Source organism: Streptomyces sp. NPDC052042, assembly GCF_044548345.1.
GTDB lineage: Bacteria > Actinomycetota > Actinomycetes > Streptomycetales > Streptomycetaceae > Streptomyces.
In genome coordinates, this window is the sequence record NZ_JBIUBU010000018.1 from 1 (window position 1) to 16173 (window position 16173).

Annotated in this window: 17 protein-coding genes; 8 read left to right on the top strand and 9 right to left on the bottom strand. The window is 72.9% G+C overall.

Annotated features, from left to right (window positions below; all coding sequences use genetic code 11):
• The first annotated feature begins 257 nt into the window (after positions 1-257).
• Positions 258-623, top strand: coding sequence for a tetratricopeptide repeat protein (locus tag ACIHCL_RS25655; protein WP_399865183.1), 366 nt, complete (start codon positions 258-260; stop codon positions 621-623).
• Between the two features lie 211 nt (positions 624-834).
• Here the strand turns inward: ACIHCL_RS25655 and ACIHCL_RS25660 are convergent, their stop codons facing one another.
• Together ACIHCL_RS25660 and ACIHCL_RS25665 are read right to left on the bottom strand one after the other, a co-directional pair.
• Positions 835-1605 (bottom strand): CbtA family protein, encoded by a 771-nt coding sequence (locus tag ACIHCL_RS25660; protein ID WP_399865184.1) that lies wholly within the window; start codon positions 1603-1605, stop codon positions 835-837.
• 28 nt (positions 1606-1633) lie between these two features.
• Positions 1634-1852 (bottom strand): CbtB-domain containing protein, encoded by a 219-nt coding sequence (locus ACIHCL_RS25665; protein ID WP_399865186.1) that lies wholly within the window; start codon positions 1850-1852, stop codon positions 1634-1636.
• 347 nt (positions 1853-2199) lie between these two features.
• Between ACIHCL_RS25665 and ACIHCL_RS25670 the strand changes: the two genes are divergently transcribed.
• Positions 2200-2775, top strand: a complete 576-nt coding sequence (locus ACIHCL_RS25670) for a histidine phosphatase family protein (RefSeq protein ID WP_399865188.1) — start codon at positions 2200-2202, stop codon at positions 2773-2775.
• A gap of 337 nt (positions 2776-3112) precedes the next feature.
• Here the strand turns inward: ACIHCL_RS25670 and ACIHCL_RS25675 are convergent, their stop codons facing one another.
• On the bottom strand, positions 3113-4552 hold the full coding sequence (locus ACIHCL_RS25675; protein ID WP_399865190.1) for a dihydrolipoyl dehydrogenase family protein: 1440 nt from the start codon (positions 4550-4552) through the stop codon (positions 3113-3115).
• A gap of 113 nt (positions 4553-4665) precedes the next feature.
• Here ACIHCL_RS25675 and trxA point away from each other — a divergent pair, with 113 nt between their 5' ends.
• Positions 4666-5034, top strand: coding sequence for a thioredoxin (trxA, locus tag ACIHCL_RS25680; protein ID WP_399865191.1), 369 nt, complete (start codon positions 4666-4668; stop codon positions 5032-5034).
• A gap of 160 nt (positions 5035-5194) precedes the next feature.
• On the opposite strand, the gene ACIHCL_RS25685 is transcribed toward trxA, so the two are convergent.
• Positions 5195-5578 (bottom strand): hypothetical protein, encoded by a 384-nt coding sequence (locus ACIHCL_RS25685; protein WP_399865192.1) that lies wholly within the window; start codon positions 5576-5578, stop codon positions 5195-5197.
• 110 nt (positions 5579-5688) lie between these two features.
• Positions 5689-6711, bottom strand: coding sequence for a LacI family DNA-binding transcriptional regulator (locus ACIHCL_RS25690; protein ID WP_399865194.1), 1023 nt, complete (start codon positions 6709-6711; stop codon positions 5689-5691).
• Between the two features lie 145 nt (positions 6712-6856).
• Here ACIHCL_RS25690 and ACIHCL_RS25695 point away from each other — a divergent pair, with 145 nt between their 5' ends.
• Positions 6857-7321, top strand: a complete 465-nt coding sequence (locus tag ACIHCL_RS25695) for a type II toxin-antitoxin system PemK/MazF family toxin (RefSeq protein ID WP_399865196.1) — start codon at positions 6857-6859, stop codon at positions 7319-7321.
• Here ACIHCL_RS25695 and ACIHCL_RS25700 read toward each other — a convergent pair.
• Complete coding sequence (locus ACIHCL_RS25700) at positions 7306-8142, bottom strand: TIGR02452 family protein (RefSeq protein ID WP_399865198.1); 837 nt, start codon at positions 8140-8142, stop codon at positions 7306-7308. The two genes, ACIHCL_RS25695 and ACIHCL_RS25700, sit on opposite strands and share 16 nt — an antisense overlap.
• A gap of 149 nt (positions 8143-8291) precedes the next feature.
• On the opposite strand from ACIHCL_RS25700, the gene egtA reads away from it, so the two are divergent.
• From egtA to egtD, 4 genes are read left to right on the top strand one after another with little or no spacing between them, the layout of a single operon-like run.
• Positions 8292-9611 (top strand): ergothioneine biosynthesis glutamate--cysteine ligase EgtA, encoded by a 1320-nt coding sequence (gene egtA / locus ACIHCL_RS25705; protein ID WP_399865199.1) that lies wholly within the window; start codon positions 8292-8294, stop codon positions 9609-9611.
• Entirely contained in the window at positions 9608-11008 is a 1401-nt protein-coding gene (egtB, locus tag ACIHCL_RS25710; protein ID WP_399865202.1) for an ergothioneine biosynthesis protein EgtB, read from the top strand. Before egtA ends, egtB begins: the two co-directional genes overlap by 4 nt.
• Positions 11008-11763, top strand: coding sequence for an ergothioneine biosynthesis protein EgtC (gene egtC / locus ACIHCL_RS25715; protein WP_399865205.1), 756 nt, complete (start codon positions 11008-11010; stop codon positions 11761-11763). Before egtB ends, egtC begins: the two co-directional genes overlap by 1 nt.
• On the top strand, positions 11760-12722 hold the full coding sequence (egtD, locus tag ACIHCL_RS25720) for an L-histidine N(alpha)-methyltransferase (RefSeq protein WP_399865207.1): 963 nt from the start codon (positions 11760-11762) through the stop codon (positions 12720-12722). The genes egtC and egtD overlap by 4 nt, the downstream gene beginning before the upstream one ends.
• Here the strand turns inward: egtD and ACIHCL_RS25725 are convergent.
• The 3 genes from ACIHCL_RS25725 to ACIHCL_RS25735 form a co-directional block, all read right to left on the bottom strand.
• Positions 12665-13570, bottom strand: coding sequence for a lysophospholipid acyltransferase family protein (locus ACIHCL_RS25725; protein ID WP_399865210.1), 906 nt, complete (start codon positions 13568-13570; stop codon positions 12665-12667). The genes egtD and ACIHCL_RS25725 overlap by 58 nt on opposite strands.
• On the bottom strand, positions 13567-14379 hold the full coding sequence (locus ACIHCL_RS25730) for a GNAT family N-acetyltransferase (RefSeq protein ID WP_399865212.1): 813 nt from the start codon (positions 14377-14379) through the stop codon (positions 13567-13569). Before ACIHCL_RS25730 ends, ACIHCL_RS25725 begins: the two co-directional genes overlap by 4 nt.
• Positions 14380-14749: 370 nt before the next feature.
• Positions 14750-16006: an extracellular solute-binding protein gene (locus tag ACIHCL_RS25735; protein WP_399865213.1), complete on the bottom strand. Its 1257-nt coding sequence runs from the start codon at positions 16004-16006 to the stop codon at positions 14750-14752.
• Between the last annotated feature and the right edge of the window lie 167 nt (positions 16007-16173).

Below are 16173 nucleotides of genomic sequence, written 5' to 3' on the forward strand. Positions count from 1 at the left end.
CTCGGAACTGCATGCCGCCTTGCAGGTCAGAGGGTCTTCACCCTTCTGACCTGCTACAGCTCAGGGCCCCATGTTGTTCATGGCGCTCAACCTATTCCCGTGGGGGCCCGGGGGTGCCGGTACCCACGCCGACGACTTAGTGGAATATTCAACCATCACTCCTGGTTGCAGCAACTGTCACGACGGCCGGACCTTCCCGGTCCGGGGCTGGACGGGGCCGGGACACTCCACGAACGGTCCGTGAACGAGGAGATCACATGAGCAACAGCTATTTCGAGTACGGGACGGCCGCGGACCGCTGGGACCGCGCGCAGATGTTCTTCGAGTCCAAGCAGTACATGACCGCCGCCCGGATCCTCGAAGGGCTGGTCGAGGAGGTGCCGGAGCAGGTGTCGCCGCGGCTGCTGCTGGCCCGCGCCTACTACCACTCGGCGCGGCTGCGCAGGGCCGAGGAGGAACTGCGCGCGGTTCTGGAGCGCGACCCGGTGGAGCCCTACGCCCGGCTGATGCTCGGCCGCACTCTGGAGCGCCAGGGGCGGGACGCGGAGGCGTCCGGCCATCTGCGGATGGCGGCGGCGTTCTCCGGGGAGTTCGAGACCGAGCCGGACCGCATCGGCCGCTGAGCGGCAGCTGAGGCTCGGACAAGGACAGCGGACGGACGGCGAGGAACGAGGGCATCGGACGCGCCGCAAGGGGTGGGGGCGGGACGCGGAGGCGGATGACGCCTCCGCGTGCGGCCCGGCACCGGCTGTGGTGCGGCGCGGGAACGGACACCGGAGCCCGCCGGGAGAACCCGGCGGGCTCCGGTGTCCGTCTGCGGCGAGGGCTGGGCCGTCAGCCGGCCGCCGTGGCGGTGCGGCCCGGCCCGGCGCCTCCGGCCCTGGCCGCGTCGGCACCCGGAGCGAGGAGCCGTTCGGTCAAATGCCCGAAGACCAGTCCGAAGACGACCCAGAGGGTGGTCTGCACGGCGAGGGTCGCCAAGCGGAACTCCCACAGCAGGGTCGCCGGGAAGTCCGCTCCGACCTCGTCGAACGAGGGCAGGAACGCACAGGCGATCCCGATCAGCGCCACGTACGCGGCGGACCCGGCGACCGTCGCGTTCCAGTTGCCCAGGCGCGGGGCCAGCCGCCTGGCGAGGATGAGCGCGGCGACGGCCAGCAGCACACTGAGCGCGACCATCAGGAAGAACAACCCGGTGCGTCGGCCGATGGTGTCGGGGTTTCCGACGGCCGGCGGGTTGGCCGGGTACTTCAGGAACGGGACGACGTACACGGTCAGCAGGGCCGCACCCGCGATCAGCGCGGCGGTGGCGCGCGGCCCGAACCGGCCGGTCCGGCCGAGGGCGTAGCAGAAGACGAGAGCGGCGATACCGCCGATCGCCACGCCGAAGACCAGCACCCCGGTGGCGAGTCCGGCGGTGGACTGGAGGGTGCGGCTGACGAGTTCCTCGCCGCCGTGGTCGTGGCTGTGCGCCTCTTCGAGCGCGATGGCCGCGTCCACTCGGGACTCGCCGAGGAAGTACGCGACGGCCAGCGCGAGCGCCCCCGCGACCAGGCCGGCCAGCATGCCGCGGACGAGGAGGGCTCTGACGGATATGGAGTTCATGTGGGCTTCCCCTGGTTCGGACAGTGCGTCAGTGGCAGGGGAAACCGAGGAGGTGGCGTCCGTCGTGGACCCACTCGTGAACGCCTTCACCGGAAATGAGCGAGGTGGCGCCCTGCTCCGCGCCGACGAAGTACAGCAGGACGAGCATGAGGATGCCGAAGAAGACCGCCCAGGGGGCGATGGCCTTCAGGGAGATGGGGGTGATCGCCGGTGCGGCGGTGGTGGGAGCGGCAGCCGTCTGTGCCATGGCAGAACCTCCTGGGGGAACACGCGTCCCGATCGTGGTGCCGAGGCGAAGGTGCCGGGTCTGACTTCCCGTACGGGTACGGGTACACAGTGGCGCGACCGTGCCGGACTCTCACCGGACTTCCGTCACACCTTCGTCATGTCCCTGGGACGATACCGCCTGGGAGCGGGCACGGCCATGGGCCTCAGAGGATCGGGAACGGCTCGTTCCTGGACCGGGAGCGGCCCCCGCCCAAGGCCGGGGTAGGCCCCGACCGAGGCGGGAAGCGGCCCCTACCCGAACGGCCGGGCCCCTCATGTCATGGTGTGCGCACTCGACGTCCATGGTTCAGGGGGATCGTTCCGGTCATGACGGTGCATTTGATGTCGGTCTCACCGGCTCTCAATCCCGCGCTGCGCGAGGCCCGTTTCGACGGCGACTCCCCGCTCGACGCTGCCGGAGTCCGGCAGGCCCGGGAAGCCGCCGCGGCGGTACCGGCCGCCGACCTGTATGTGCGCACACCGTCGGAACGGTGCGCCGGCACCGCCGACGCCCTGGGGCTGCGGGCCGATCCCGAACCCGCCCTGCGCGGCTGGGACCTGGGCCGTTGGAGCGGACGGCAACTGGCGGAGGTCAGCGGGCGCGAACCCGAAGCGGTGTCCGCGTGGCTGACCGACGCCTCGGCGGCCCCGCACGGCGGTGAGTCGTTGACGGGGTTCTGCACCCGGGTGGGCGACTGGCTGGAGCACGTGGCCGACCGTACCGGCGGCGGGGGCGTCCGGGTCCTGGCGGTCGTCGACCCCTCGGTGGTCCGGGCGCTGATCGTCCGGGCGCTCGGCCTGCCGACCGAGTCGTTCTGGCGGCTGGACGTCGCCCCGCTGACTCTGACCGGACTCAGCGGCCGGGCCGGGCGGTGGAACCTGCGGTGCGGACGGCCGCTGTAGCCGACCGTCCACCACGCGGACGGCTCATGGCCGGAGTTCGAGGTGGCCTTCGGCTCGTGGCAGAGCGCGACACCGGACGTGGGCACGGCCGTCGGCGTCGCCGCGGCGGGCGCCTTCGCGCGCCCGGAGACCGGGCCGGCGGTGGTGGGCGGCGGGCCGGCGGTGCCGACCGGTATCGCCGCGCCGCACCCGGTGCGACGGCCGTGCTCCGCCCGGGCACAGGCCATGGAGTTCCCCGGCGCGCCGGGATCGACGGCCGGGTCCGAAGGTGCCGGCCGTCCCAGCCGAAACCGGTGCCGCCGCTCCGGGTGACGACCCGGCACCCGCCACCCGGGGGCTACGCGTCCCGGTACGCCTCCAGCAGCCGCAGCCAGACCTCGCTGATCGTCGGGAAGGAGGGGACGGCGTGCCACAGCCGGTCGATGGGAACCTCACCCGCCACGGCGATCGTCGCTGAGTGGAGCAGTTCGCCGATGCCCGGTCCGACGAAGGTGGCGCCCAGCAGGACCCCGCGGTCGAGGTCGACGACCATGCGGGCCCGGCCCCGGTAGCCGTCCGCGTACAGGCCGGCGCCCGCCACCGCGCCGAGGTCCTGGTCGACGGCGCGTACGCGGTGACCGGTCCGTTCGGCCTCGGCGAGGCTGAGACCGACCGAGGCGGCCTCCGGGTCGGTGAAGACGACCTGGGGAACGGCCGCGTGGTCGGCCGTGGCCGCGTGGGCGCCCCAGCGGCCGGTGTCCGTCGGTGTGCCGTGGGCACGGGCGGCGATCGCGGCACCCGCGATGCGCGCCTGGTACTTGCCCTGATGGGTGAGGAGCGCCCGGTGGTTGACGTCACCGGCCGCGTACAGCCAGGTGAAGCCGTCGACGCGGCAACTGTCGTCGACGGTGAGCCAGGAGCCGGGGGCCAGACCGACGGTGTCGAGCCCGAGGTCGTGGGTGCGCGGGGCTCGGCCGGTGGCGAAGAGGATCTCGTCGGCCACGACGCGCTTCCCCGTGCCCAGTTCCACGGTGACCGGGCCGTCCGGGGCGGGGCGGCGCACGGCGGTCACCGAGGTTCCGGTGCGGATGTCGGCACCGGCCTCCGTCAGGGCCCGTGCGACGAGTTCGCCCGCGAAGGGTTCCATCCTCGGCAGCAGTGCCCGGCCCCGGACCAGCATCGTCACCTGGGCACCGAGGGCCTGCCAGACGGTGGCCATCTCCGTGCCGACCACACCCCCACCGACGATCACCAGGCGACCGGGCACCTCCTTGGCGCTGGTCGCCTCCCGGCTGGTCCAGGGATGGGCCCCGGCCACACCGGGCAGGTCGGGCACCAGGGCGCGGCTGCCGGTGCACAGGGCCACGGCGTGGCGGGCCGTGATCCGGTGCTCGGTGCCGTCGGGTGCGGTGACGGAGACGGCCCGCTCGCCGGTGAGCCGGCCCCGGCCGCGGAAGATGTCCGCCCCGATCCCCTCCAGCCAGGTGACCTGTCCGTCGTCCTTCCACTGCGAGACGTACTCGTCCCGGTGGGCGAGGACCGCGTCGGTGTCGAGCGGTCCCCGCACGGCGTCGGCGAGGCCGGGGGCGCGGCGGGCATCGGCCCGGGCGACGACGGGGCGCAGCAGCGCCTTGCTGGGAATGCAGGCCCAGTACGAGCACTCTCCACCGATGAGTTCCGACTCGACGACCGCCGTGCTCAACCCGGCCGCGCGTGTCCGGTCGGCGACGTTCTCGCCCACCGGCCCGGCTCCGATCACCACGACGTCGTACTCGGCGTTCAGGGAGGGATCTGTCATGGGGACAGTGTGGGCGCGGGTGTGGGCGGCGGCCACACGGGCAAGCGGAATAGGACCCGCACCGGTGCCGTTGTGCGGGGCAGATCCGAGCCGTACAGGAAGAAGGGCAGAACATGAGCACCATCGAGCTCACCAAGGAGAACTTCGACCAGGTCGTCAGCGAGAACGACTTCGTGCTGATCGATTTCTGGGCCTCCTGGTGCGGCCCGTGCCGTCAGTTCGCGCCCGTGTACGACGCGGCGTCGGAGCGCCACGAGGACCTGGTCTTCGCCAAGGTCGACACGGAGGCGCAGCAGGAGCTGGCCGCCGCGTTCGACATCCGTTCCATTCCCACGCTGATGATCGTCCGGGAGAAGGTCGCGATCTTCGCACAGCCCGGGGCACTGCCGGAGGCGGCGCTGGAGGACGTCATCGGTCAGGCGCGGAAGCTGGACATGGACGAGGTCCGCAGGTCGATCGAGGAGCAGCAGCAGAAGCAGTAGCGGGGGCGGTGAGGCTCCGTGCCCGCGCGAGCGGGGTGAGGCGGCTCGGCCGGTCGGCGGTCGGGCCGTCTTCTCGCGGCAAGGACGGTCGGTGCCCTGTGCGGGTGACCGGCGTCCGGCCCGGTGCGGGCGTCCGGTCCGGCGCGGACGGCGAGGTCGCTCAGTCGCCGGCCCGGCTTCCGGGGGCGTCGGCGGACTTCTCCTTGACACGGACGGAGAGCCCGTAGTCCAGTTCCGCCCCGTCGACCAACAGGGCCTCGACCGTGCGTGTTGCCGGGTCGATGTCCGCCACGACGCCTTCTCCCGCGTACCGCGGGTAGCCAGACGCCCCCGTCTCACCGGTCGCCGCGACGACCGCCGAACGGAGGACGACGATGTCGTTTCCCACGGCATCGTTCCCCGCGGTGTCGTTCTCGGATGTGCCGGTTCCGGAGTTTTCGGTACCGGCGGCGCCCTCCCCGGAAGTTCCCGTCCCGGCCGTGCCGGCCACTGCCTGGGCGAACCCCGGGACGAGCAGGATCTCGTAACTCTGCGGATGGCTCATGGTCACGACGCTAGGCAAGCGGCACGCGGTGCGCATGTCGCCGCCCGCGCGGGCCCCACGACGCTCCCCCGGGGCCCGCGCGCGGTGGGCCCCGGGGGAGCCCGGGAGGTTCAGCTGGACTCGCGGTGGACCACCGCGGCCCGGAGCAGGTCATGGTGCTCGGGTGCGGCCCCCGGGCGCCGCACCAGCCGGTCGACGAGATCCGCGAGCGGCTGGTCCGTTGCCGGCTCCGTCCGCACGGTGCTGAGCCGGGGCCGCAGCAGTCTGCCGAGCACCAGGTCGTCGGCACCGATCACGGCCGTCTCGCCCGGCACATCGACCCCGGCGTCCTCAAGCGCCCGCATCAGGAGCATGGCGTACGTGTCGTCGTACGCGAACACGGCGTCGAACCCCAGGTCGCGCCAGCGGGCGGCGAGCCCGACGGCCGCGTCCTCCTCGTACCGCAGCGGCACCGGCTCGACGAGGGCCGCGTGGTTCCGTGCGCCGTCCCGGGCCCCGGCCAGCCGGGGTTCGGCGTACGGGCCGAGGCCCCGCTCCTCGGGCATGATCACGCCGATGCGGCGGCGGCCCCGGGCCAGCAGGTGGGCCACGGCCCGTCCGCCGATCTCCCGTTGGTCCATGACCAGCGCGTGGGCACCGGTCACCGGCCGCGGCCCGAGGGTGATGACGGCTCTGGCCCCCGAGCGCCGGAGCGTGGATATGCCGCGCGGGGTGAGGGGGATGGTGCCCGGCGCGACGACGGCCACGGGGCGCAGTTCGGCCCAGGCGCGGGCCGCCTCGTCGGCGTCCAGGCCGGTGCTGCCGTACTGGACCACGGTGTAGTCGAGACCACGCAGTCCTGATTCGAGTTCGTGGAGGAAGTGGTGGTGGAGCGGGCCGGCCGGGAGGTCGACGGTGGGCAGCAGCACCGTGCGGCTGTGGCCGGCGCGCAGACTGCGGGCGGCCGCGTGCGGCACGTAGCCGAGTTCGGTGGCCGCCGCCCGGACCCGGCGCCGGGTGGGTTCGCTGATCCGCACGGTCGTGCTGCCGCTCATGACGTACGACACGGTGGCGCGGGAGACGCCGGCGAGTCGTGCGACGTCGGCGCTGGTGGGGACGGGGCCCTCGGTGGGTTGATTCGGTAACTGGCTCATGGCGTCGGGCAGTCTCCCAGACCCGGGCGGCGTCGATGTCCCGATCGCGCCGAACCGGTGCCTGGTGGGACACCGGATTGCTCCCGAACGGCCGTCAACCCGACCCGCCTGCCGGGTGGTTCCGTTCGGCCTCTACGGTGTGGGGATGAACACGCGACACCCTGACGACACCGACGGCGCGGCCTTCGTCCCCGGTCAAAGCGGTCCCGCCGCGACCCGTGAGGCCGACCCGCGCGACGTGGGCCCGGTCCGCACCTCGTACGCCCCCGACCGGGACGGGACTCCGGACCCCGGGGAGATCGTCTGGACCTGGGTGCCGTTCGAGGAGAACGACGGGCGTGGCAAGGACCGCCCCGTGCTGGTGGTCGCCCGGGAGGCGACGGGCACCCTCCTCGCCGTGCAACTGTCCAGCAAGCAGCACGACATGGACCGGGAATGGGTGGCGCTCGGGGCCGGGCCGTGGGACGGCTCGGGTCGCCCCTCGTGGGTCAACCTGGACCGGGTGCTGCGGGTCCACGAGAACGGAATGCGTCGCGAGGCCTGCGCCCTGGACTGCGAGCGGTTCGACCGGGTCGTCGGCCGGCTGCGGGAACGCTACGGCTGGGGCTGACCGCCGAACACCCGGGCGAACGCGGACCGGGTGGCGGTAGCCGGGCCGCGGTCGAGGATGCCGAAGACGATCTGCTCGAAGTGCCCGGCGAACCGCCCGCCGTCGAGGAGCAGCGACCGGAACACCCGGGCCACCTGCTCCGGATCATTGCGGAACACCCCGCACCCCCAGGCGCCCAGAACCAGCCTGCGGTAGCCGCGCACCGCCGCGACCTCCAGGACCCGTTCGGCACGGGACGCGAGCGCGGCGGGGATGCGATGGGCCTCCCTGGGGGTGCGGTCGCGGACGACCCCGGCGTTGGGCGCCGGAGAGGTGAGGAAGCCGACGGTGTACGGGGTGTCGAGCAACCGCCCCCGGTCGTCGCGGAAGACCGGCACTCCCGGTGAGTGGATCACCCGGTCGGTGTAGAAGGCGCTGCGCTCCGCGCGGTGACGGGCGTAGTACTCGGGCGCGCGCAGCAGAGTGGCGTACAGGGCCGAGGACCGGCACAGGGCCTCCTCCTGGGCCTGTGCTCCGTTGAGGTAGCCGCCACCGGGGTTGCGGGCGGAGGCGTAGTTGAGGACGGCGATCCTGCCGGGACCCTCGCCCGTCATCCGGTGCGCCGCTCCCAGGCTGCTCTCGCCGGTCACCTCAACGGCGGGGACGCGGTCGTTGTCGAGCACCGCGACGGGCACCGGCTCCGGGCCGTAGAGCCTGGTCCCGGAGAGCGCGGACGTCAGCGCGCGCTCGATGCCCACCTCGCGCCCGCCCGGTGTGCGGTAGCGGCCGGCCGCCACGATGCCCTCGGTCTCGCGCGCGATGGCGCGCAGCCGTGCGCTCATCGATACTCCCCCGTGTGGTGCATACCCGGCATCGTCGATGGGCCGACGGCACCCGCGCAACCGGGTTTCCGCTGCGGAAGGGCGCCCTTGTGTGATCCCCCCGCAGGGGTTTGGGTGGTACGGCCGACCGAGCAGAAGGAGGTCCCGACATGTCATCCGACGGCGTATCGGTGGACCACGGCCCGCCTGTCCATGCCCCGCCTCTCGACGAGGTCGGGGCGGAGGACTTACTGCGCTGCATCTGTTTCAAGACCGGGCCGCCCCGCAGTGTCGGGGTCGAGCTCGAATGGCTCATCCACCACCGGGACCGGCCCCGCGTCCCGGTACCGCACGAACGTCTCGACGCCGCCCGGGCGGCGCTCCGGGAGCTGCCGCTGAACGCGGCGCTCACCTTCGAACCCGGCGGCCAGCTGGAACTCAGCTCGTGCCCCGCGGACTCCCTGATGGCCTGCGTGGACGCCATGGCCGCCGACCTCGCCACGGTGCGCGACGCCCTGGACCGGCTTGATCTCGCGCCGGTCGGTTACGGTCTCGATCCCTGGCACCCCCCGCGCCGTCTGCTGCGCGAGCCCCGCTATGACGCCATGGAGACCTCCCTGGACCGGTCGGGACCGGCCGGGCGCGCCATGATGTGCACCACCGCGTCCGTCCAGGTCTGTCTGGACGCCGGGGAGGAGGAGCCCGGCCCGCTCGGCTACGGGCGACGCTGGCGGCTGGCGCATCTGCTGGGCGCGGTGCTGGTGGCGGTCTTCGCCAACTCGCCCCTGCGCCGCGGCCGGCCGACGCCGTGGCGGTCCGCCCGGCAGGCCCTCTGGGCCGATCTCGATCCGCGGCGGTCGCTGGCACCGGCCGGGCATCCGCCGCCCCGCGACGCCTGGGCGCAGCACGTCCTGGACACGCCGGTGATGTGCGTCCGGGACGACACCGGACCGTGGGCCGTGCCGGACGGTCTGACCTTTCGTGACTGGATCCGCACCGGCGCTCCGAGACCACCGGTGCGCGCCGATCTGGACTACCACGTCAGCACCCTCTTCCCGCCCGTCCGCCCGCGCGGGCACCTCGAACTGCGCATGATCGACGCGCAGCGCGGCCCCGACGGGTGGCTGGTGCCGCTCGCCGTCACGGCCGCCCTGTTCGACGATCCGGAGGCTGCCGAGACCGTGTACCGCGCCGTCAAACCACTGGCCGAGACGGCGGGCCCCGGTCCCGCTCCGCGTAATCCGCTGTGGTCGGCCGCCGCCCGCGACGGGCTGACCCACCCGGAGCTGCGGGCCGCGGCCACCACCTGCTTCCGGGCCGCACTGGAGGCTCTGCCCCGGATCGGGGCGACCAGGGCCGTACGGGACGCGGTCGCGCAGTTCGACGACCGCTACGTCGCACGGGGCCGCTGTCCGGCCGACGATCCGCCCGAGCTGCTCTCGCCGCAACCGGCTCACGGCTCCGGCCACTTCGAGGGGTTCCGCTCATGACCCACTCCCCCGCGTCCGACTCGTCCCGTCCCCCCGCCTCGGCGCAGCCCGGCGCGTCCGGGCCCGGATCCCCGGTACGGGGCGCCGCGCACCCGACGGACCCCGAGGCGCTCCGGCAACGGGCCCTGGCCGCGCTGCTCGCCGCCCGGGAACGGACCACACTGCTCACCGACAGCGTGGATGACCGCGAACTGGCCGCTCAACACTCGTCGTTGATGTCCCCGCTGGTCTGGGACCTCGCACACATCGGCAACCAGGAGGAGCTCTGGCTGCTGCGCATGGTGGCGGGACGGGAGGCGATGCGCCCGGAGATCGACGGGCTGTACGACGCCTTCCAGCACTCCCGGGCGTCCCGCCCCTCGCTGCCGTTGCTGCCGCCCGCCGAGGCCCGCTCGTACACCGCGGAGGTGCGGAACCGCGCGCTGGACGTCCTCGACGGGACGGCACTGCGCGACGATCTGCCCCTGCTCCGGTCCGGATTCGCCTTCGGCATGATCGCCCAGCACGAACAGCAGCACGACGAAACCATGCTGATCACCCATCAGCTCAGGTCCGGCCCCGCGGCGCTCACCGCGCTTCAGCCGCCCGCGCCCACCGACTCGGGGCTCCTGCCCGCCGAGGTCCTCGTCGACGCCGGCCCGTTCACCATGGGCACGACGACCGAGCCATGGGCCCTGGACAACGAGCGCCCCGCCCATGTGCGCGACGTTGCGGGGTTCTTCATCGACACCACCCCGGTCACCTGTGGCGCGTACCTGCGCTTCGTCGAGGACGGCGGGTACGCCGAGCGGCGCTGGTGGAACCCCGAGGGCTGGGCGATGGTCCGCGAGCACGAACTGACCGCCCCGCTGTTCTGGCGCCGAGAGGCCGGGCAGTGGCTCAGGCACCGCTTCGGGGTGACGGAGCCGGTGCCCGAGCACGAGCCGGTGCTCCACGTCAGCTGGTACGAGGCGGACGCGTACGCCCGCTGGGCGGGACGCCGGCTGCCCACGGAGGCGGAGTGGGAGAAGGCGGCGCGCCACGACCCGGCGTCGGGACGGTCGCGGCGCTATCCGTGGGGCGACGGGGACCCGTCCCCCGAACACGCCAACCTGGGCCAGCGTCATCTGCGTCCGGCCCCGGCGGGCGCCTACACGGCCGGCCAGTCCCCCCTCGGCGTACGGCAGTTGATCGGCGACGTGTGGGAGTGGACGGCGAGCGACTTCCTGCCGTATCCGGGCTTCTCCGCGTTCCCGTACCGCGAGTACTCCGAGGTGTTCTTCGGACCGGCCCACAAGGTGCTGCGCGGCGGTTCGTTCGCCGTGGACCCCGTTGCGTGCCGGGGGACGTTCCGCAACTGGGACCTGCCGGTACGGCGCCAGATCTTCTCCGGGTTCCGCACCGCGAGGGATGTCTGATGTGCCGTCATATTGCTTACCTGGGAGCCCCGGTGGCGCTGGGCGAAGTGCTGGTCCGGCCGCCGCACGGCTTGGTGCGCCAGTCCTGGGCGCCACGCCGTCAGCGGTACGGCACGGTCAACGCGGACGGTTTCGGGGTCGGCTGGTACGCGGACGGCGATCCGGTGCCGGGACGGTACCGGCGCGCGGGCCCCGTCTGGGGCGACGAGACGTTCGCCGATCTGGCCCGGGTGGTGCGTACCACCGCCCTCCTCGCCGCGGTGCGCGACGCGACCGAGGCGGGTGCGGACGGCGAGGCCGCCGCCGCGCCCTTCACCGGCGGCAACGTGCTCTTCAGCCACAACGGCGCGGTGACGGGCTGGCCCGGATCCCTGGCACCGCTCGCCGCCGTGCTGCCTCCGGCCGAGTTGCTGTCCCTGGCGGCCCGTTGCGACTCGGCCCTGCTCTGGGCCCTGGTGCGGCACCGTCTGGCCGACGGGGACGCGCTGCCGCAGGCGGTGGCCGACACCGTGCTCGACGTGGCGTCGGCGGCGCCCGGTTCACGACTGAACCTGCTGCTCACCGACGGCGCCTCCATCGTGGCCACGGCCTGGGGCGACACCCTGTGGTATCTGACCGGTCCCGGTCCGCGCACGGTCGTGGCCTCGGAGCCGTACGACGACGACCCCCGCTGGCGCGAGGTCCCCGACCGGACGCTGCTGACGGCGGGCCGCGCCGACGTCCTGCTGACCCCGCTCAAGGAGCCGACCCAGTGAGCCCCTTTCTGCTGACCCGCACCCTGCCGGAGGACGCCACGGAAGCGGCGCTGCGCGCCGACGTGCTGCACGGCCTGACCCGGCACCCGAAGACACTGCCGCCCAAGTGGTTCTACGACGCGCACGGCAGCGCGCTGTTCGAGGAGATCACCCGGCTCCCCGAGTACTACCCGACCCGTGCCGAACGGGAGATCCTCGTCGACCGCGCCGAGGAGATCGCCCGGGCCTCCGGCGCCCGGACCCTGATCGAGCTGGGGTCGGGGTCGTCGGACAAGACCCGGCACCTGCTGGACGCGCTGCCCGCCCTGCACAGTTACGTGCCGGTCGACGTCAGCGAGAGCGCGCTGCGCGGCGCGGCCGAGAAGCTGCTGGTCCAGCGGCCCGGCCTCTCGGTGCACGCGCTGATCGCCGACTTCACGGGCGGTCTTGCGCTGCCGGGAACCCCGGGGCCGCGGCTGGTCGCGTTCCTCGGGGGCACGATCGGCAATCTGCTGCCGGACGAGCGGTCGGTGTTCCTGAGGTCGGTGCGCTCGTTGCTCTCCCCCGGGGACACGCTGCTGCTCGGCACCGATCTGGTGAAGGACGAGGAGGTGCTGGTCGCCGCGTACGACGACGCGGCGGGGGTGACGGCCGAGTTCGACAAGAACGTGCTGCGGGTCGTCAACCGGGAGCTGGGGGCGGACTTCGACCCGGCGGACTTCGAGCACGTGGCTCTGTGGGACCCGGAACGGGAGTGGATCGAGATGCGGCTGCGGGCCCGTTCGGCGCTGAGCGTGAAGATCCCGGCCCTGGATCTGGTGGTGCCCTTCGAGGCGGGCGAGGAGATGCGCACGGAGGTGTCCGCCAAGTTCCGCGAGGAGGGTGTCCGGGCCGAACTCGCCGGGGCCGGGCTGAGGCTGGATCAGTGGTGGACGGATTCCGGTGGGCGGTTCGCGCTGTCGCTGGCGACGGCGGTCTGAGCGAGGCGGGCCAGGGTGCGGCGGTCCGACCGGTCGCCCGCCGGCATCGGCGGCAGCAGGTGGATCTCCGCGGTCAGTCCGGCGGACCTCACCACCCGCCACAGGGAGGCGGTGAGCGGGTCGTCGCCGACGAACGCGGCGGCACCGGCCGGGGCGGCGCGCTGCGCCGGTCCGGGGCCGCCGGGCCTCCGGACCGGTCCGCCGTGTCCCGACGTGCGCGGCGGCCCGCTCCGGTAGCCGATGCGGATCGGCCGGACCTCGGCTTTCGCGTCGATCGCGGCCTGGAACACCGCGGGGCCGAACCGGCCGCCGCCGCGCCCGCACCAGGTCGTGCCCTCCGGGAAGGCGACCACCCGCGAGCCGGTGCGCAGCACCGCCGCGATCTCGCACACGGTGCCGGGCAGGGCCCGCAGCCGGTCGCGTTCGACGAAGAGGGTGCCGCCCGCGGCGGCGAGCCGCCCGAGCAGCGGCCAGTTCCCTATCTCCCGCTTGGCGAGCATCCGGCCGGGAAGGGCGGCTGCGACGAGAGGGATGTCCAGCCACGAGACGTGGTTGGCGACGACGAGCGTGCCCGGTTTCCCGGGCGCGGGGCGGGGCGGTACCGGATCGCCGGTGACCCGCACGCGAACGCCGAAGGCCCGGACGATCGCGTGCGACCAGCGGCGGATCAACCGCTCCCGCCATGACGGGCCCAGCAGCAGCGCGAAGGGCGCGCACAGCGCTCCCGCCACGAGGAGGGCGCAGCCGGCGCACAGCAGGCCCACGGCCCGTGGGCGCGAACGGCTCGGGCCGTCGTGTCCGGCGCAGGCGCGCGGTGTGCAGGGCGCGGCCGGCAGCCAGGGGTTCACCGCGGGGCGAGGGAGAGAAAGTGGCGCAGGTACCGGGGGTCCGTGCTGCTCAGCGACAGCAGGACGTACAGGTCGGCAACATTGAAGTCGGGGTCGAGGGCGGGCGCCCCGCACACCCGCGCGCCGAGCCGCAGATAGCCGCGGAGCAGGGGCGGGAGCGTGGCGAGCCCGGTGGGGAGGTCCGCGCGCCCGGTGACGGCCTCGTCGGCCTGCCAGAGGCGGTGCGGCGTGACCCAGTGGTCCTCGGGCGCCAGGTACTTCGTCCGTACCGTCTCCCACGCCCCGGCCGCCGCGACACCGCCGTCGGCAAGGGGTATGGAGCAGCAGCCGGCCAGCCAGTCGTGCCCGGTGCGCTCCATGTAGCGGGCGAGCCCGGCCCAGATCAGCGCGATGACGGCGCCGTCCCGGTGGGCCGGGTGGACGCAGGACCGGCCGACCTCGACCAGGTCGTCGCGGATCGGAGCCAGTCGCGCGAGGTCGAACTCGCCCTCGGCGTAGAGTCGTCCGGCGACGCGCGCCCGGTCGGGCGGCAGCACGCGGTAGGTGGCGACGACTTCACCGGTGGACTGTTCCCGTACCAGCAGGTGGTCGCAGTAGGCGTCGAACGCGTCGCTGTCCAGGCCCGGTTCGGAGCCTTCCAGTCGGGCACCGAGTTCACCCGCGAAGACGAGGTGGCGCAGCCGCTGGGCGGCGCGCACCTCCTCCTGGTTCGCGGCGAGGGACACCCGGTAGCGCGGTGCGGGCGCAGGAGCGGGCTGCGCCGGAACGGCCGGGGCGATGGGCGGGGAGATGACAGGCAGCGCGTTCATGACGGACTCCGGGGACGGATCGGCAAGGGCGGCCGCCGGGCCGTCGCACCACTGCGAGGACCCGGCCCCTTACTTCTTCCGTGGCCGGCTGGATTCGACATGACCGGACGGGAGAGCCCGGATGTGCGACACCTGAATCCCGGGTGCGGCCGGATCCGTGCGCCTGCCTGCCGGGCGTGCCCGGGGGTCTGCCACACGCGCGCAGGCGGACCGGGTGCCACGGCCGGGCCCGCCGGTACGCGGGACGGCGACGTGCGCACCGCCGGACGGTCGGCCCCGGGCGTACGCGCCGGGGACGCGGGGACCGGGTGGCGTGCGCCGCATCGGTCCGGGTGGTCCCGGCGGCGTCCGGCCCGATGGCGCGCGCCGGTCAGCTGCCCGCGAGCAGTTCGGAGATCTTCTCCGAGGCCTTCCTCGCCGCCTTCTGCGGGTCGCCGCCCTCCAGGACGACCGTCATGTACGGCTTGATCGGGTTGTCGGCCTCGACATCGGCCCATTGCGGCGAGTTGGGCGTCGCGCGACCCTTCGTCGCGCCGCGTGCCATCGCAGCCGTGCCCGGCTGTCCTTCGATGACGTGCGCGAGCTCCGGCTTGTTGGGCACGTAGCTCATCTCCCTGGCGACCTCCTCCTGCCAGGCGCGGCTCGCCAGTGCCTTGACCACCTCGATGCCCGCGGCCCGCTGACCCGCCTTCTGCGGAACGATCAGATCGGATCCGCCGGTGAACACCGAACCGGGGGTCTTCGCGGTCTTGCCGGGAATCGGGAAGTATCCCAGTTTCCCCTTCAGTTCCGGGTTGAGCCGCTCGATCTGCTCGGCGTCACCGGGCACCGCGATGATCTGTCCGACGTCGCCCTTGGCGAAGACCTCGGCCTGGGGGGGCTTCGCCTCGTCCGAGTTCTTCGGTCCGTCACCGAGTGCCTGGAGCTCCTTGTAGAAGCTCATGCCCCGCAGCGCCTCGGGGCTGTCCAGAGTCCCCTTCCACTCCCCGGTTTCGTCCTCGGCGAGTTCACCGCCCTCGTCCCAGATGAATCCGGCGAGGACGTACCAGTTCTGGCCCGCGAGGTAGATCCCCTGGTTGCCGTTCTGGTTGAGCTTTTCGCTGTCGGCGATCCACTCGTCCCTGGTCTTGGGCGGCGAGGCGATGCCCGCCTGCTCGAAGAGTTCCTTGTTGTAGATCACCACGCGGTTGGCCGCGTACCAGGGAATTCCGTACTGGACCCCGCCGATGCTGCCCGGGTCGGCGAGTCCGGGCAGCCAGTCCCCGCCGCCCAGATCGCGTACGGACTCCAGCGTGAGGTCGCGCAGACCGCCGCTCTGCGCGTACTGGGACACCTGGGTGTTTCCGACCTCGATGACGTCGGGGGTGTCCTTGCCGTTGAGCGCGTCCATGACCTTCGGGCCGATGCCGGTCCAACTCTGGATCTTGAAATCCAGCTTGACGGAGGGGTGCTCGTCCTCGTACGCCTTCTTGAAGCGCTTGAGGAAATCGGCTGACACGCTGTTCTTCATCAGCCAGATCGTGACCTTCTTGTTTCCGGATCCCTCCGCGCCTGAGAACACTCCACACCCGCTCAGCGCGACGGCTGAAACGAGCGCGACGGCTCCGACGAACATGCGGTTCTTCACCAGGTCCACCTCTGTGAATCGGCACGACGAAATCCAGAACCCGGTGTGGGGGACTGCGGGCTGCGCTCGCACGGGCGTGGCTGGATTTTGGTATGGACCACTGGTTCGGTCAAGCCCCGTTCGTCACATTCTGCACACCAATCTCTCGCGTACTCGGGCAGGGTGGG

Coding starts and splice junctions, on each gene's coding strand:
- ACIHCL_RS25655 (WP_399865183.1), top strand. CDS start 258: ATGAGCAACAGCTATTTCGAGTACGGGACGGCCGCGGACCGCTGGGAC.
- ACIHCL_RS25660 (WP_399865184.1), bottom strand. CDS start 1,605: ATGAACTCCATATCCGTCAGAGCCCTCCTCGTCCGCGGCATGCTGGCC.
- ACIHCL_RS25665 (WP_399865186.1), bottom strand. CDS start 1,852: ATGGCACAGACGGCTGCCGCTCCCACCACCGCCGCACCGGCGATCACC.
- ACIHCL_RS25670 (WP_399865188.1), top strand. CDS start 2,200: ATGACGGTGCATTTGATGTCGGTCTCACCGGCTCTCAATCCCGCGCTG.
- ACIHCL_RS25675 (WP_399865190.1), bottom strand. CDS start 4,552: ATGACAGATCCCTCCCTGAACGCCGAGTACGACGTCGTGGTGATCGGA.
- trxA (WP_399865191.1), top strand. CDS start 4,666: ATGAGCACCATCGAGCTCACCAAGGAGAACTTCGACCAGGTCGTCAGC.
- ACIHCL_RS25685 (WP_399865192.1), bottom strand. CDS start 5,578: ATGAGCCATCCGCAGAGTTACGAGATCCTGCTCGTCCCGGGGTTCGCC.
- ACIHCL_RS25690 (WP_399865194.1), bottom strand. CDS start 6,711: ATGAGCCAGTTACCGAATCAACCCACCGAGGGCCCCGTCCCCACCAGC.
- ACIHCL_RS25695 (WP_399865196.1), top strand. CDS start 6,857: ATGAACACGCGACACCCTGACGACACCGACGGCGCGGCCTTCGTCCCC.
- ACIHCL_RS25700 (WP_399865198.1), bottom strand. CDS start 8,142: ATGAGCGCACGGCTGCGCGCCATCGCGCGCGAGACCGAGGGCATCGTG.
- egtA (WP_399865199.1), top strand. CDS start 8,292: ATGTCATCCGACGGCGTATCGGTGGACCACGGCCCGCCTGTCCATGCC.
- egtB (WP_399865202.1), top strand. CDS start 9,608: ATGACCCACTCCCCCGCGTCCGACTCGTCCCGTCCCCCCGCCTCGGCG.
- egtC (WP_399865205.1), top strand. CDS start 11,008: ATGTGCCGTCATATTGCTTACCTGGGAGCCCCGGTGGCGCTGGGCGAA.
- ACIHCL_RS25730 (WP_399865212.1), bottom strand. CDS start 14,379: ATGAACGCGCTGCCTGTCATCTCCCCGCCCATCGCCCCGGCCGTTCCG.